This is a genomic window from Seonamhaeicola sp. NFXS20 (assembly GCF_049132085.1).
Lineage (GTDB): Bacteria > Bacteroidota > Bacteroidia > Flavobacteriales > Flavobacteriaceae > Seonamhaeicola.
Window position 1 is genome coordinate 1 of sequence record NZ_JAFMPU010000019.1, and the last position, 15,895, is coordinate 15,895.

The window sequence follows — 15,895 nt, forward strand, 5'->3', positions numbered from 1 at the left end:
TGGCAGTACCAATGGGTCCAGACCAAGTACTGGAAAAACGTCATGCCATATTCAAGCACCAATCGCAAAAGGATGGTGTGGTCTTTCAAGGATCCGATAGTAGAGAGTTCTGGCAACGCGCAGAAGATCGCAATAGCGAAACAGCCGATATATACCACCAATTAGGTTTAGCGCATTACGCTGCTATGGAGGCTTTTGTAAGATGGCATTATTAAAACCCTATAGAATTTTGATTAATAGCTAATTTTTAATCCTGCCTAAATTTATATTTATGGCAGGATTAATTTATTCACATTTAAAATGTTGAAAGAAAAATTGTGTTAACAATGATTTTATATCTTCAATTGCTTCAGCAATCGTTTTTACATGGTTATATCTAGAATTATGATTATGACAATATTATTTTAAATCTAAGTAATAAGTAATAGGTGTTGCAATGCGTATCTACATGAGCAAATTTGGAACTAATCGACACTTTATAACGAAGTGCATAAGAAAAACACAGTAATTCAATTTATTTAAAAGAGGTATTAGAAAGGCAAGAGCGCATTATTTTTTAAACAATAACTTTGTGGTTTTGATGTCATTTTGGTTAGTTTGGGTCTTCGAGACGATGTGTATCCCTAAAAAAACACAAAATAAATATTTTGGAAAGGAATGCTACCGAAGTATATTAATATGCTGAAGTCATTTCGATAACGTCCATAAAAAAGCTTTTAGAATTATTCCTTTAAATTATAATCTTTTATCTATAGGTTATCTCTGAAACGAATCAAATGGAAATTCTAGACTTGCAATAAAAAAGTGGACAATTAGATAAGAGTCATGCAGCTACTTTTTGATTAAAGATTTCAATTTTAAACTCTTCTATAGATTTATACCCTAAATAAGAGTGTATTCTTCTTCTGTTATACCAAGTGGACTTGCAACAAAGAGAGAAATAATTTTTGTTATTTTAGTAAGTAAATTAGTTTTGTTTCAATCAGTTTTTTCTTTTTTTAGTAGATGTTTCATCTTAAAATTGTTTAACTCCGTCTAGAGTTATTTTATATAACTTCTTTTTTATAGATTTGTGATGATGCAACCTCGCAGTCTTAATGAATCTTACTCTCAATGAAATAATTAGAAAGGACGAAAAAAAATTCAAAAAATTTTTTGAAAATTATTACGAAGATTTTGTTTTGTTTGCTAATAAGTATCTTTTTGATAAAGATTCTAGTGAAGATATTGTTCAAGAAGTGTTTATATATTTATGGGAAAATGCCAGTAATTTAAAAATAGAAACTTCCTTAAAAGGCTATTTGTATACGATGATACGTAATAGGTGTTTAAATTATTTAAAATCTATAAAAATTACTGATAACTATGAATTTTTAGAGTTTAATTTAAAATTGACAACAGAACAGGATTTAAGCTCTATTTCAGAAGACGAAAAAAAAATTGTATACCATCAAATATTAAAAATAGTAGATTCCCTGCCAGAGAAAATGAGGGAAATAGTAAAACTAAGGTTTATATACAATTACAAGTATTTAGAAATAGCTAAAGAACTTAATATTTCTGTAAATACTGTTAAGACCCAATTGAAAAGAGCTAAATTGAAAATTATTAAATCTGTAACAATAATTGCTGTTCTGATACATTTAAGTTCGTAAAAGACTCACTTTTCTGTTTTTTATTCATCTTTTTTTTAAATTCTTTAGAAGAAAAATAAATTTTTTGTCACCCATTATTATTTTATTGTTGTCTATATGTAAAAGAGATGTAAATAAGACAACTAAATGGAGTTTAAACTAATATTAAAAAAACTTAACAATAGGCTTACCGAAGAAGAAGCGGCTGTTTTTAATGAGTGGTACAATGAATCAGATTTACATAGGGAATACTTTGATAAAGTAAAAGATAATATTGAAAATGATGAATTATTAGTAGATGTTAAGAAAGGATGGGAATCTATAAATAAGCAAATATCCCCAACTTCAAAGAAAATTAATTATTGGAAGTACGCTATTGCTGCCTCTATAGTTCTACTTGTATCAATAACATTTTTGTTGAAGCAAAATTCTGTAAATGATGTCAAGAACAATTCTATTATTGTTACCAATAATATAAAAGCCGGAACAGATAAAGCAAAATTAACATTAGAAGATGGTTCTGAGATAAATTTAGAAAAAGGGACTCAGTACATATCAAATAATTTAAAGAGTAATGGTGAGGAACTTATTTATAAGTCATTAAAAGAACCTAAATCTGTAGAAATAGCTTATAACTATTTAACGGTACCCAGAGGTGGGCAATTTACGGTTGTGTTGTCTGATGGAACAAAAGTGTGGCTTAATTCTGAAACTCAATTAAAGTACCCTGTAAAATTCATTCAAGGAAAAGAAAGGGAAGTTGAGTTGGTATATGGAGAAGCCTTTTTTGATGTAACACCAAGTTCACAACATAAAGGAGCAAAATTTAAGGTGCATCATAAAGAACAAGATATTGAGGTTTTAGGAACAGAGTTTAATATAAAAGCTTACAAAAATGAGAGCAATATATACACCACTTTAGTTGAAGGAAGAGTTTCAGTAAGTGTTGGTTCTAAAGTTAGATACCTAAAACCTAAACAGAAATCCAATTTAAGTTTAACAGAAAATACATTAACAGTAGCTAATACAGATACTCATAAAGAAATAGCATGGAGAGAAGGTGTTTTTAACTTTGATAGTGTAGAAATGAAAGAAATCATGAAAGTGCTATCACGATGGTATGATATAGATGTGAGTTTTGAGCGCAAAGAACTAGAAAATAAAAAATTTACAGGATTGCTTAACAAGCATTATAGTATTGTTGAGATTTTAACAACTATGAAAAATGTAAATGCAATTCAATCTTTTGAAATAAACAACAAGCACGTATCTCTAAAATAGTTTAACTAAAAATGAAAAACTTATGACTTAAAGAAATACTAAAAGCCGTCGTCAAAAAAAATTAATAAAAAAAGGAGGGGTATAGTTTAAACCCTAGGAAAGTAGATAACTATATCCTCCTTTATGAGGTATTAATTAATTAAATTTTTTAACTAACTAACAACAGTAAATTTATGAAAATTAAATTGACAAATGTCCTTTTTATATCAAAAAAAGGAGTTTTAACTTTTACTATGCGAATATGTATATTTTTATTTTGCACAACCGTATTTAGTCTCTCTCCGTATTATTCTTTGTCTCAGAACTCAATAATTAAAATTGAAGAAGATAAAGAAGTAACTATAGATGAAGTTTTTAAAATCATTAAGGAGCAAACTACAGACTACATGTTTATTTATCAAGATGATTTATTTAAAGACTTTCCAAAAATTCATCTGAAAAAAGGAAGTATTAGGTTAAATAAACTACTTGAAGAAAGTTTATTAGGAGCAAATGTAAATATTTCAATCACACCTAATAACACCATTTTAATTAAAGAAAAATCACCTGCAGATCAACAATCTAGACTAATTACAGGTTTAATTGTAGATGAAGATGGTATGCCTATACCGGGTGTTAATGTTTATGTGAAAGAAAATTCTATAGGAACAGCAACAGATTTAGATGGTAAGTATAGCATATTAGTGCCAAACATAGAAAGTATATTGGTGTTTTCTAGTATAGGGTATATTAAACAAGAAATTAAAGTTGGGAACCAAACATCTATAAACTTAACTTTAAAAGAGGCGTTAAATGAGCTTAATGAGGTTGTAATAAATGGTGTTTTTGAGAGAAAACAAGAAAGCTTTACGGGGTCTGCTGTTACTATGCAGGGAGATGAATTAAGAAAAGTGGGGAGTCAGAATATTTTTCAGGCTATTCAAAACATTGATCCATCAATAGCACTTTTGGATAATTTTGAATTAGGATCAGATCCTAACGCACTTCCAGATATTCAAATAAGAGGAACTTCCACATTTCCGGAAACAACCGAAACAGATAATTTTAAAGGTAACTACTTAAAGAGTCCAAACCAACCGCTATTTATATTAAATGGTTTTGAGGTTTCGGTAGAGCGTGTTTTTGATCTTGATTTTAATAGAATAAAGCGGTTAACAGTTTTAAAAGATGCAGCATCAAAAGCTTTATACGGGTCTAAGGCGGCTAATGGGGTTGTTGTAATTGAAACAGAAACGCCTACAGGAGATGAGGTAAGAGTATCTTATACTACTAATCTAGATTTAGAGTTACCAGATTTAACAAGTTATAATCTAACCAATTCATTACAAAAAATAGAAGCTGAAAGGCTAGATGGTTATTATTTGTCAAATGATGCAGATACATATATAGAACTACAACAGTTGTATAATTCTAGACTTAAATTGGCAAAAGAAGGATTAAATACCGATTGGTTAGCTATTCCATTGCAAAATGGTATAGGGCAAAGACATTCTTTAAGTGTAGAGCTAGGAGGTGATAACCTAAGGGTAATGGCAAACATTAATTACCAAAAAAAGGAAGGGGTTATGAAAGAATCCTTTAGAGAAAATGTAGGAGGAGAGCTTACCACTATGTATAATGTAAAGAATTTAAAGTTCAAAAACAGTATGTTTATATTAGGTAATAGTACCCAAGAATCACCTTATGGAGATTTTAGTGATTATGCTGTAATGAACCCCTATTGGAGAGCTAAAAATATAGACGGTACCATACCGTACTATTCAGAGGTTTTTAGTGATGGTGTTAGTTTTACAAATCCATTATACAATTCTACACTAGATTCACGTAACGAATCAACATATTTTAATTTTATAAATAACTTTTATCTAGAGTGGGATATATTGCCAACTTTAAAAGCAATTACCAGAATAGGTATTGATTTAAAAAGAAGTGATGCAGATGAGTTTTACCCAGGACAACATACCATGTTTGATGACTACACAGATGATACGCGCAAAGGATCATATAGGGTGAATAGTGGTAAAAGCTCTTACGTTTCGGGAGACTTTAATTTGCAATACTCAAAGCAAATTAACAAACACTTTATTTTTGGAAATGGAGGTTTTAATTTAAGTGAGAGAAAATATCAAGAGCTATCACATTTAGCAGAAGGCTTTCCTAGCAGTAGGTTAAATGATATTACTTTTGCAAGAGCTTACGCTTTAGATTCTAGACCAACAGGGATAAGTGGCGTTTCTAGAGAGTTTGGTTTATTAGCTTTAGGATCATATGTTTATGATAATAGGTTTCTCAGTGATTTAACTTTAAGAACAAGTGCTTCATCACAATTTGGAGAAGACAAAAGATGGGCTACTTTTTGGAGTTTAGGTTTAGGTTGGAACTTGCATAATGAGTCTTTTCTTAGAAATACATTTGTAGACCAATTAAAAATTAGAGGTTCGTTGGGGTCTACAGGTAACCAAAACTTTAACGTAAACCAATCTATAGTAACTTACGCTTATTTTCAAGATAAATTTTACCAAGACAATCCTGGGTCATATATTTTAAATATGGGTAACCCTACATTACAGTGGGAATCAAAATTTGATTATAACATAGGGTTAGATGTTAAGGTTAAAAATTTAAATCTTAGGTTCGATTATTACGAAAGTTATACCGAAAATTTAATTACAGATATAACGATACCATATTCAACAGGTTTTAATAGTGTAAAAGAAAATTTAGGAGAGGTTAAAAACTCAGGTATAGAAGCTAATCTTTCTTATTTAATTTGGTCTAAAGGAAAAAACTTTATCAATGCCAATTTTGGCATAACTACCAATACAAATAAAATAATTAAGCTATCTGATGCCATGGAGGCTTTCAATGAATCTCAAGATGAAATTGCAGCTAGTGATGATAATAATTCTCCAGTAATAAAATATAGAGATGGTATGTCTATGAATGCTATATGGGCTGTTCCTTCTAAGGGGATAGATCCAGCTACCGGTCTAGAAATTTATGAAAAACAAGATGGTAGTACTACCTATGAATGGGATGCTAATGATATGGTTGTTGTAGGTGATAGCAATCCAAAATATAGAGGAGTGTTCGGAATTTCAGGTGAGTACGAAGGTTTTGGCTTAACCGTAACAGCAAGATATTTAGGGGGTGCAGAATTATACAATCAAACATTAGTAGATAAAGTTGAAAATGTAGATATGAACTATAATGTTGATAGTCGCGTTTTAACAGGAAGGTGGCAATATCAAGGTCAAGAAACGCTATTTAAAGGACTTAGATATTATAATTATGAAACAGGAGCATACAATTACAATGTGCCGCTAACTAAACCTACTTCTAGATTTGTTCAAAAGAGAAGAGAATTAGATATAGCTTCTATAAACGTTTATTATGATTTCAAAAAGGAAATTGTTAACTCTTTAGGCTTAGAGCGTTTACGTTTAAATTTTAATATGAACAATGTAGCTCAATTCTCATCAATAGAAATAGAACGAGGTACATCTTATCCTTTTGCAAGAACAGCATCTTTTTCTCTTACTGCTAATTTTTAAAATATGACGATTATGAATAAATATATAAAAATAGTAATCATAAGTTTAACTTTTATAGGTTTAACATGTTCCTGTAGTGACAGTTGGTTAGACGAACAATCTAACATGCAGTTAAGTGCAGAGGAACAATTTACATCAACTGATGGTTTTAAGGATGCTCTGATGGGCGTGTATTTAGGAATGACTTCAGAAGAACTGTACTCTAAAGATATGAATTGGAACCTAGTTGATATTTTGAGTCAACAATACTCAACTTTTTCTTTTAGTGCAGATTATGCTGCAGTTCAACAATTTAATTATATCAGTGAGAAATCTGTAGCTCAAATAGAAGCATTATGGGCTAAAGCGTATAATGTAATTGCTAATATTAACTTAGCATTAGAAATGATTGATACTAAGGAAAATGTATTGACAGATATTGATTATAGTTTAATAAAAGGAGAGTTATTAGGCTTAAGAAGTTTTGTTCATTTTGATTTAATTAGATTGTTTGGGCATGGAAATCTTGAAGAAAGACAAGAGCTTCTGCAAAATAACACCATACCTTATGTTAATACCTATGGTAAAGATTTAACAGCTCAACTAAGTTATGAAAACACCTTTGAACTTCTGGAAAATGATATTGAAGAAGGGTTAAAACTGTTAGAAGAAGATCCAATATATGCCTTAGATAAACCAAGTGGCTATTATGATGAGGTAAATAGAGAAGGGTTTTATGATAGTAGAGAACAACGTATGAATTATTATGCTCTTAAGGCATTACAGGCAAGAGTATTCCAATGGCAAGGAAAATACGTTGAAGCAGCTACTGCAGCAGAAGATGTAATAAACAATTCCTTTGCATATTTAATAGATTCAGAAAATTATCCAGTGAGTTCAGATAAGATATTTTATCAAGAAGTATTGTTTTCATTAGATATTGATGGTTTTGAAGATATTATTGGAAATTTATTTAGTGCCGAAGGTGATGGTACAAATTACAATGCATTGTTTTATACAACCAACTTTACTGAAGATACTTTTGAAACCAGTAATGTTAATATAGGTTTAGCAGATGTTCGTTTTAATACATTTATGGAAACACAATCTAGAGGTGTGGCAATTACAAAATTAGACCAAAATACTGCGTCTAATAACACTAATAACCAAATGCCTTTAATAAAACTTTCTGAAATGTACTATATAGCATCAGAAGCCTATGCAAAAAGAACAGATGTTAACCAATTAAACATAGCAATAGATTATTTGAATTTAGTTAGAAGCAGTAGGGGTATTGTAGAAGATATTCCTACTAATGCTTCGAAGGAAGATGTGTTGCTTGAAATAACTAAAGAATATAAAAAAGAATTTTTAAGTGAAGGGCAACTATTCTTTTATTATAAGAGAACAGGAGCAACCGAAATTTTTGGGTTATCAGATTCTATTTTATTAGATGATGAGGTGTATGTCTTGCCTTATCCAGATATTGAATTACAATTTGGAAATTCACAATAATTAAAAAAACAAAAAATCATGAAAGCATTATATAATTTATACATTTTAGCAATTTTTGGACTGCTTATTGTTTCGTGTGATAAAGATGAAATAAATGAATTTCAGGCCGAATCTGCAATAAACTTTGTTAATGATTCTATTCAATATTCATTTATAACCGAACCTGCCGATGAATATATTTTGGAGGTTCCTGTGGCTATAATTGGAGATACTGTAAGTTATGATAGAACATTTACTGCAAAAATAATTGACGATGAATTAACAACAGCACCTACAGAGCTTTACGAACTGTTAGAAGGTACTGTGCCTGCAGGTTCTTTTACGGGATCTTTATCAGTAAAACTAAAAAAAGACCCAATATTAGAAACATCTTCAGTAGCAATTCATATAGGAATTGAACCATCTAGTGATTTTATTGAAGGTAATTACGATACCAATAGCGTTAAGCTTATATGGACCAATAAAATAGTAATTCCTGCTTGGACTTATTTTAGGTATTTTTTCACCAGATATTCTAGTACGGCGGCATACAGAGCTTTTATTGCAAGTACAGGTATGGTATCGTTTACACTTAATGATTATAGAGCTTTAGGTCCTACAGGAGCACAAGCTATGGGTAAAGCTTTTGGAGATTATGTTCGTCAATATGAAATAGATAATGGTACCCCATTATTACATGATGACGGAGATCATGCTGGTGAAGAAATTATCCCTATTTATTAACATTATACTTATTTAGAAATCAATATAATTCTTGATGTTCTAACAAAAAAAAGTAAATCATATGAAAAAAATAATAAATTTATCTGTAGCGTTATTTTTAATAATAGCGGTTCAGTCTTGCTCTCATGATACGAGCAGCTTTGATACAAATTACATTCCAGGTATAGAAATAGATACTACTGGCGTTAGTAGTTTTTCAGTATACCAATTTGATAATCTAGTAGTAGAACCTAAATTAAATAACGAAGGTTTAGCAGAGAGCCAATTAGATTACGAATGGAAAATAAATCTTGAACCAAATGATACCATGTATCAAGTTTTAAGTAAAGAACTTAATTTGAATGAGCAAATTGCCTTTAAACCAACCAATCCTGGATATGCTCATCAATTAGTATTTACAGTTACCGATTTAGAGTCAGATTTAAAATACATAATGAGTTGGCCTGTAACAGTTCTTAATAATATAGGAGAAGGTATTGTAGTGGCCGAAACTTATGATGGAATTACAACTGATATAAGCCATATTATGAGTGAAGAAGTTACAACAGATTACACAGGGGTAAGTGTAAAGTACCAAGTGTATTCTAAAATAAATGGAGCTACAATACCTGGTTTAACGAAACAGTTAAAATATTATCAAATTTACGGGCAGAATGCAGTATTAGGAATTACAGATGATATGATATATAAAATAGAACCACAAGATTATACCCTAGCAGGTATTAATGATGAATTATTTTATGTAGCAGAAGCATCATACAAACCAGAAGCATTAGGGCAAGTTTATCAAGGGAGTCTGTTTATAAATGACGGAAGATTAACTTCTACTTATTTTGGTGCTTCTCAAAAGTTTGGTACACCGTTTAATTCAGAATATAGTGTGTCATCTATAATAGCTGCAAACCCTGTTTCAAACCCACCGGTTACCATTAACTATTATAACGATGAGATTGATAAATTTGTTTATCAACCATCAGTAACGCAGTTTGGAGACAGTAATAGATATGAAATACCAGAAAATACTACAGCAGCTTTTAATCCTGGAGCTCTAACAGGTATGGTAAATCTTGCTGCTAATGCTGCAACTAATGGAGATTTTAGGCATTTACTTAAAAATGAAGACACAGGAGAAGTTGGGATTTATTTGTTTGATGGAGGTGAAAGTGATTACCCAAATACAATACCACCATCTCCAATAGCTTTTTATGATTTAACAAGTGCCCCTGATATTGAACAAGCGCAATCTTTTGTTTTTCTTGACGATCAAAAGATATTATATTATGCTACAAGCACTAAAATTTATGCTGTTTTATTCTCTGGAGCTACGGCTGTAATTCAAGAACGCTACAGTGTTTCTGCAGGAGAAGAAATTACAATCTTACAAGTTTATCAGCAAGCAGATTATCCGTTTAGAAGTTCTGAAAGTTATTTGCCATTAAACAATAAAGCTTTAATGATGGCCACCTATAATGGTTCAGAGGGAAAAGTTTATCTATTACCTTTGATTAATACAGGTATAGGTAATATAGATACTCCAAATATTTCAACTTTCTCTGGTTTTGGAAAAATTACAGCTTTAGGAACACAACTATAAAAACATTATATATTGATTTACCTAGTAACCATATGGCTTACTAGGTAAGTTCTTTTAAGTAATCAATAACCTACTGTCTAAATAAGACATTAGCATAATATTGTCTAATGAAAAAAATTTTAAGAATTGCTCGAGTAGAGTTGAGTATACTTTTTTATTCACCTATAGCGTGGTTAATATTAATTATTTTTATAATTCAATGTGGTATCACCATAACAGATATTTTAGAAACTCATGAAGCTAAACAAGAATTAGGTAATCAATTAAAATCCTTAACACAAAATATTTATGGGGGATATAATGCTTTCTTTAATTCTGTAAAAAACAAATTATACTTATATATTCCACTGCTAACAATGGGACTTATGAGCAGGGAATTAAGTAGTGGTTCCATAAAGTTATTAGCATCTTCTCCTATAACTAATAAACAAATTATATTAGGAAAATTTTTGGCAGCAGCGACTTATTGTTTCTTATTAGTATTGGTTCTTTTAGGAGTAGTGTTGGTAGGATATATCTCAATAGAAGCAATAGATTTAAAATACTTAATTGGTGCTGTTTTAGGATTGTATTTATTAGCATGTGCTTATGCAGCAATAGGGTTATTTATGTCTAGCTTAACAACCTATCAAGTTGTAGCTGCAATAAGTACTTTGGCTATTTTTGCTGCTCTTAATTTTATGAGCTCTGTAGGACAAAGTGTTGAATTTGTTAGAGATATTACCTATTGGATGACTATTTCTAATAGAGTAGACAATTTTATAGCAGGTTTAATAAGTAGTAAAGATGTTATTTATTTTATATTAATAATAGTTTTATTCTTAACCTTAAGTGTTATGCGCTTAAATTCAGGGAGAAGTACTTATAGTATTACTAATAAATTATTAAAATACACTGCTGTTGTTATTGGTGTTTTATTTATTGGTTATTTAAGCTCTTTACCAACACTGAATGGGTATTATGATACAACAAGGTTTAAAACCAATACTTTAACTAAAAGTACACAGTCTTTATTAAAACAATTAGATAAACCTGTTAAAATAACAGTTTATTCTAATGTTGTTAATTTTTTTGGGCATTTAGGTGCTCCAAAGTTTAGAATATTTGATTTAAAACAATTTGATGAGTACACTAGGTTTCTACCTAATCTTGAAATTGATTATGTGCCCTATTATAATTATACTTTAGATGATAGAGATAATACCGGAAAACCGCTAATAGAACGTGCAAGACGTTACGCAACTGCCCACGGTTATGATTTTAATGAGGTGCTTGCTCCTAATGAAATTGAAAAGACTATCGATTTATCCAAAGAGTTAAATGGATTTGTACGGGTAGTAGAGTATGATGGTAAACAGGCTGTTTTACGTATGTTTTTTGATCAAGTAGGGTATCCAAAAGAGTCTGAAATTTCAGCAGCCATAAAAAATATTTTATACGAAGCATGCAAAATAGGTGTTTTAAAAGGTAATGATGAGAGAAGTATTGATAAGAAAGGAGATAAAGATTATAAAAGTGTTCTTAATGAACTTAACTTAAGATCTTCTTTAATAAATCAAGGCTTTGATGTATCTAGTATTTTAATAAAAGATATAGACGAGTTTCCTATTAATAATTCACTTTTAGTTATATCAGATCCGTTTAAACCTTATAATGGTAACCAATTAGAAAAAATAAAAACCTACATAAATAAAGGTGGAAATGTGCTTATAGCAGGAGAACCTAATAAAGAAGAACTTTTAAACCCTATTTTAACAAATTTAGGTATTAAGTATAAAAAAGGAATATTATTACAAGAAAGTGTTAATTACAATTTAGATTTAATTCAGGCTAAACTTACTTCAAATACACTTATTTCAGATTTAAAAATAGACAAAGAAAGTGTTATAAGCATGCCAAGTGCTATGGCTATTGAGTTTAAAGATACATTAGGTTTTAAAATTGAACCCATACTAAAAACTGATAAAGACCTAGTCTGGAATTATTCAGGTAATCCAAATATAGAAACAGATTCAGTCGCTTTTAACCATAAAACAGATACAAAAGAGTCTGCTGTGGTTGCCCTTGCACTTTCAAGACAAATAAATGGAGTAAATCAAAAGATAATGGTCTTTGGAGATGCTGATTTTATGAGTAATAAAGAAGTTAAACGTTCTAATTTAAAAAAACAGGAGAATATGCAATTTGTTACCGAGGTGTTTAAATGGTTTAGTGCCAATGAATATCCTATTGACACTTCGAGACCCGAACCAATTGACAATAAAATCTTAGTATCTCAAAAACAAATCGTATGGATTAAAATTGTATTTACAGGTTTCTTGCCTTTTTTACTTGCGGTTTTAGGAGGGTATACATTAATTAAAAGAAGAAGAAACTAAATAATATAATTCATTAAATAACATAAAATGATGGGAGAAAGTATTGCTAAAATTCAAAACTTATCACATAGATATAGTAAGGATTGGGCTATTAGAAATATAAATTTCGAAATAAAAAACAGAGGTGTTTTAGGGTTGCTAGGCTCTAATGGAGCGGGAAAATCAACAACTATGAATATCCTTTGTGGAGTAATAAATCAAACCGAAGGAAAAGCTCTAATTGACGGAATTGATATTAGGGAAAACCCTGTAGAAGCCAAAAAACTTATTGGGTTTTTACCTCAAAAAGCTCCATTACACTTAGAGTTAACGGTAGATGAGTACTTAATACACTGTGCCCATCTACGATCAATCCCTTCGAAAAGTATAAAAGAATCTGTTGATTTTGCAAAAGAAAAATGTGGGATTGCACATTTTAGTAAACGTGTTTTAAAAAACCTTTCAGGTGGATATCAACAAAGGGTTGGTATAGCTCAGGCTATTATTCATAACCCAAAACTAGTTGTGTTAGATGAACCAACAAATGGTTTAGATCCTAATCAAATTTTAGAAGTTAGGAAGCTTATTAAAAATATAGCAGAAGATAGAGCAGTAATCTTATCAACACATATTTTATCTGAAGTACAAGCTACTTGTGATACTATTGTAATGATAGAGCATGGAGAAACTGTCTTTCAGGATACAATGGATGCTTTTAACAATTATATAAAACCAAATACTGTTAGAGTTACTATGGATAACCCTCCAGATAAAGAGGAGTTGTTAGAAATAGGAGGGATAACAAATGCTGATGCTATTACCAGAAATGATATACGGTTAACTTTTTCAACAAGCCCAGAAATTACAAAATCAATTATTAAACTTAGTTTAGAGAAGGGGTGGGATCTGTCTGAAATTAAATTAGAGAAAAGTTCACTCGATGCTATTTTTGCTCAATTGTCCAAGAAAAATAAATATACTAATTCATGAAAAAAATAATAAAAATAGCAAAGCTAGAACTAAGTTTAATGTTCTATTCTCCAATTGCTTGGTTTGTGCTTATCATTTTTTTTATTCAAACAGGGTTAACCTTTACAGAGCTTCTTTATAAATATGAAACCAATCAGCAGTTAGAAAGGCCATTAAAGGTGCTTACAAAAATTTTGTTTGCTGGAGAAGATGGTATATTGGCCACTGCTCAAAATTATTTGTATTTATATATTCCATTATTAACAATGGGGTTAATGAGTAAAGAAACAAGTAGTGGCTCTATTAAACTATTGTATTCCTCTCCAGTAACTGTTAAAGAAATTATTCTTGGGAAATACCTCTCCATGCTTATATATAATGCTTTGTTAGCTACTTTGTTAGGTTGTTTTATTGTAGTGGGAATTATTTCTGTAGAATCACTTGATGTGAAATTTGTTATAGGAGGCATTTTAGGGGTGTATTTACTAATGTGTGCTTATGCATCTATAGGAGTATTTATGTCAAGTTTAACCAATTATCAGGTTGTGGCAGCCATAAGCACTTTGGCGGTATTGGCCTTGTTTAATTTTATAGGAAACGTAGGGCAATCTTATGATGTGTTAAGAGATATTACATATTGGTTGTCTATGAAAGGAAGAGCAGATTACTTTGTAAATGGACTGATAAGCTCCAAAGATATCATATACTTTTTATTGGTAATTGGGCTATTCTTAACGTTTAGTATTTTGAAATTAAAATATGAACGTAGAACTACAGCTCTTTATGTAAAGATAGCGCACTATTCAGGGGTGACTATTATGGTTGTTTTAATTGGGTATATAACCTCTTTGCCCTATATGAATAAGTATTATGATACTACTTACTTTAAAGACAGAACACTAACCCAGACTTCACAGAACATTATAAAGCAATTAAAGCACCCAATCCATATAACTAGTTATGTGAATTTAATTCATAGATCGGCTCAATATGGGGCACCTAAAAACAGAATTGATGACTTAAAAAGGTTTGAAATGTACAGACGGTTTCTACCTGACATGACTATGGACTATGTTTATTATTATGATTCGGTACCTTATATAGATACTACAAAAACCTTACAAGAGTTGGCAAAAAAAGCTGCTAAAGTCCATCATGTAAATTTTAATAAAGTACTTTCTCCAGAAAAAATTAAAGAACAAATTGATTTAACCTCAGAAGGTAATAGATTGGTTAGGTTTATTAACTATGGAAATCAATCTATTCCATTAAGGATGTTTGATGATATTTTTGTGTACCCAAAAGAAAAGGATATTTCATCAAATTTAAAAAGACTTATAGATAAACCAGCTTTAGTTGGGGTTTTGGCAAGTAACGGAGAACGAGATACGTATAAAGATGGAGATGATTCATACAAAATAATAACTAAGGGATTAAATGTTAGGGGCTCGCTTATTAATTCCGGATTTGAGGTTGTTAATATTAAACTAGATAATCTAGAGTCTATACCCTTAGAATTAGATGTATTGGTTATGGCAGATCCTAAGTTGCCATACAGCAATGAACAACTAGAAAAAATACGATCGTACATTGATAATGGAGGAAACATACTTATTTCTGGCGAACCAGAAAGACAAGCATTATTAAATCCTGTGCTTTCTTATTTGGGAGTGAAGTTTTTAGATGGTGTGTTACTACAAGAAAGTGAAAATTATGAACTTGATTTAATACAAAGTAAATTCACAAATCAAGAAGAAATACCAGAATTCAAATTTTACAATAATGCAATTGTAGTCAATCCAAAAGCAATGGGTATTTCTTATCGAGATTCTATTGGTTTTAACGTAACACCCATACTAGTTACCAATAAATTTAAAACTTGGAATAAAAAAACGTCATTTAATTTAAAAACAGAGAAAATAACATTTGATAGTATTCAAGATGTTCGATTAGAAGTTCCTACAGCCATTGCTATGCAAAGGAAGTTAAAAGATTCTATTCAACAAAAAATTGTAGTGTTAGGTGATGCAGATTTTATGACAAATACACAATTGAATAGAAATTCTCCGCGGAATGTTAATGTGCAATTTGCTCTTAGGTTGTTTAAATGGTTTAGCGATAATAAATATCCAGTTTCAACAGTAAGACCCAAATCTTTAGATACCAAAATTTTATTGGATAGAAATTCTATTTTTTGGTTAAAAGTAATACTGCTAGGAGGAGTGCCATTGCTAATAGTGCTAACAGGTGCTACAATATTAATAAGAAGACAACAGAACTAAATTAAAA

The 15,895-nt window shown here is 30.4% G+C and carries 9 protein-coding genes and 1 pseudogene; all 10 read left to right on the top strand.

Annotated elements, in window-relative coordinates; all coding sequences use genetic code 11:
• Positions 1–215 (top strand): annotated as a pseudogene (locus tag J1D01_RS16935) (glucosamine-6-phosphate deaminase); the annotation flags it as partial.
• 882 nt (positions 216–1,097) lie between these two features.
• The gene (locus J1D01_RS16940) at positions 1,098–1,655 is read left to right on the top strand and encodes an RNA polymerase sigma-70 factor (RefSeq protein ID WP_421151699.1); all 558 of its coding nucleotides are present in this window, start codon (positions 1,098–1,100) and stop codon (positions 1,653–1,655) included.
• A 126-nt stretch (positions 1,656–1,781) separates the two neighbouring features.
• The gene (locus tag J1D01_RS16945; RefSeq protein WP_421151700.1) at positions 1,782–2,915 is read left to right on the top strand and encodes a FecR family protein; all 1,134 of its coding nucleotides are present in this window, start codon (positions 1,782–1,784) and stop codon (positions 2,913–2,915) included.
• Positions 2,916–3,208: 293 nt separating this feature from the next.
• Complete coding sequence (locus tag J1D01_RS16950; RefSeq protein ID WP_421151701.1) at positions 3,209–6,469, top strand: SusC/RagA family TonB-linked outer membrane protein; 3,261 nt, start codon at positions 3,209–3,211, stop codon at positions 6,467–6,469.
• Positions 6,470–6,481: 12 nt separating this feature from the next.
• Positions 6,482–7,963 carry a RagB/SusD family nutrient uptake outer membrane protein gene (locus J1D01_RS16955; RefSeq protein WP_421151702.1) on the top strand — a complete coding sequence of 494 codons (1,482 nt, stop codon included), beginning with the start codon at positions 6,482–6,484 and terminating at the stop codon, positions 7,961–7,963.
• An 18-nt stretch (positions 7,964–7,981) separates the two neighbouring features.
• Positions 7,982–8,686: a DUF4843 domain-containing protein gene (locus tag J1D01_RS16960; protein ID WP_421151703.1), complete on the top strand. Its 705-nt coding sequence runs from the start codon at positions 7,982–7,984 to the stop codon at positions 8,684–8,686.
• 61 nt (positions 8,687–8,747) lie between these two features.
• Positions 8,748–10,280: a PKD-like family lipoprotein gene (locus J1D01_RS16965; protein WP_421151704.1), complete on the top strand. Its 1,533-nt coding sequence runs from the start codon at positions 8,748–8,750 to the stop codon at positions 10,278–10,280.
• 107 nt (positions 10,281–10,387) lie between these two features.
• Positions 10,388–12,658 (top strand): Gldg family protein, encoded by a 2,271-nt coding sequence (locus tag J1D01_RS16970; RefSeq protein WP_421151705.1) that lies wholly within the window; start codon positions 10,388–10,390, stop codon positions 12,656–12,658.
• Positions 12,659–12,685: 27 nt separating this feature from the next.
• Positions 12,686–13,627: an ABC transporter ATP-binding protein gene (locus tag J1D01_RS16975; RefSeq protein WP_421151706.1), complete on the top strand. Its 942-nt coding sequence runs from the start codon at positions 12,686–12,688 to the stop codon at positions 13,625–13,627.
• Positions 13,624–15,888 carry a Gldg family protein gene (locus J1D01_RS16980; RefSeq protein ID WP_421151707.1) on the top strand — a complete coding sequence of 755 codons (2,265 nt, stop codon included), beginning with the start codon at positions 13,624–13,626 and terminating at the stop codon, positions 15,886–15,888. Before J1D01_RS16975 ends, J1D01_RS16980 begins: the two co-directional genes overlap by 4 nt.
• Positions 15,889–15,895: the final 7 nt, after the last annotated feature.

Coding starts and splice junctions, on each gene's coding strand:
- J1D01_RS16940 (WP_421151699.1), top strand. CDS start 1,098: ATGAATCTTACTCTCAATGAAATAATTAGAAAGGACGAAAAAAAATTC.
- J1D01_RS16945 (WP_421151700.1), top strand. CDS start 1,782: ATGGAGTTTAAACTAATATTAAAAAAACTTAACAATAGGCTTACCGAA.
- J1D01_RS16955 (WP_421151702.1), top strand. CDS start 6,482: ATGAATAAATATATAAAAATAGTAATCATAAGTTTAACTTTTATAGGT.
- J1D01_RS16960 (WP_421151703.1), top strand. CDS start 7,982: ATGAAAGCATTATATAATTTATACATTTTAGCAATTTTTGGACTGCTT.
- J1D01_RS16965 (WP_421151704.1), top strand. CDS start 8,748: ATGAAAAAAATAATAAATTTATCTGTAGCGTTATTTTTAATAATAGCG.
- J1D01_RS16970 (WP_421151705.1), top strand. CDS start 10,388: ATGAAAAAAATTTTAAGAATTGCTCGAGTAGAGTTGAGTATACTTTTT.
- J1D01_RS16975 (WP_421151706.1), top strand. CDS start 12,686: ATGATGGGAGAAAGTATTGCTAAAATTCAAAACTTATCACATAGATAT.
- J1D01_RS16980 (WP_421151707.1), top strand. CDS start 13,624: ATGAAAAAAATAATAAAAATAGCAAAGCTAGAACTAAGTTTAATGTTC.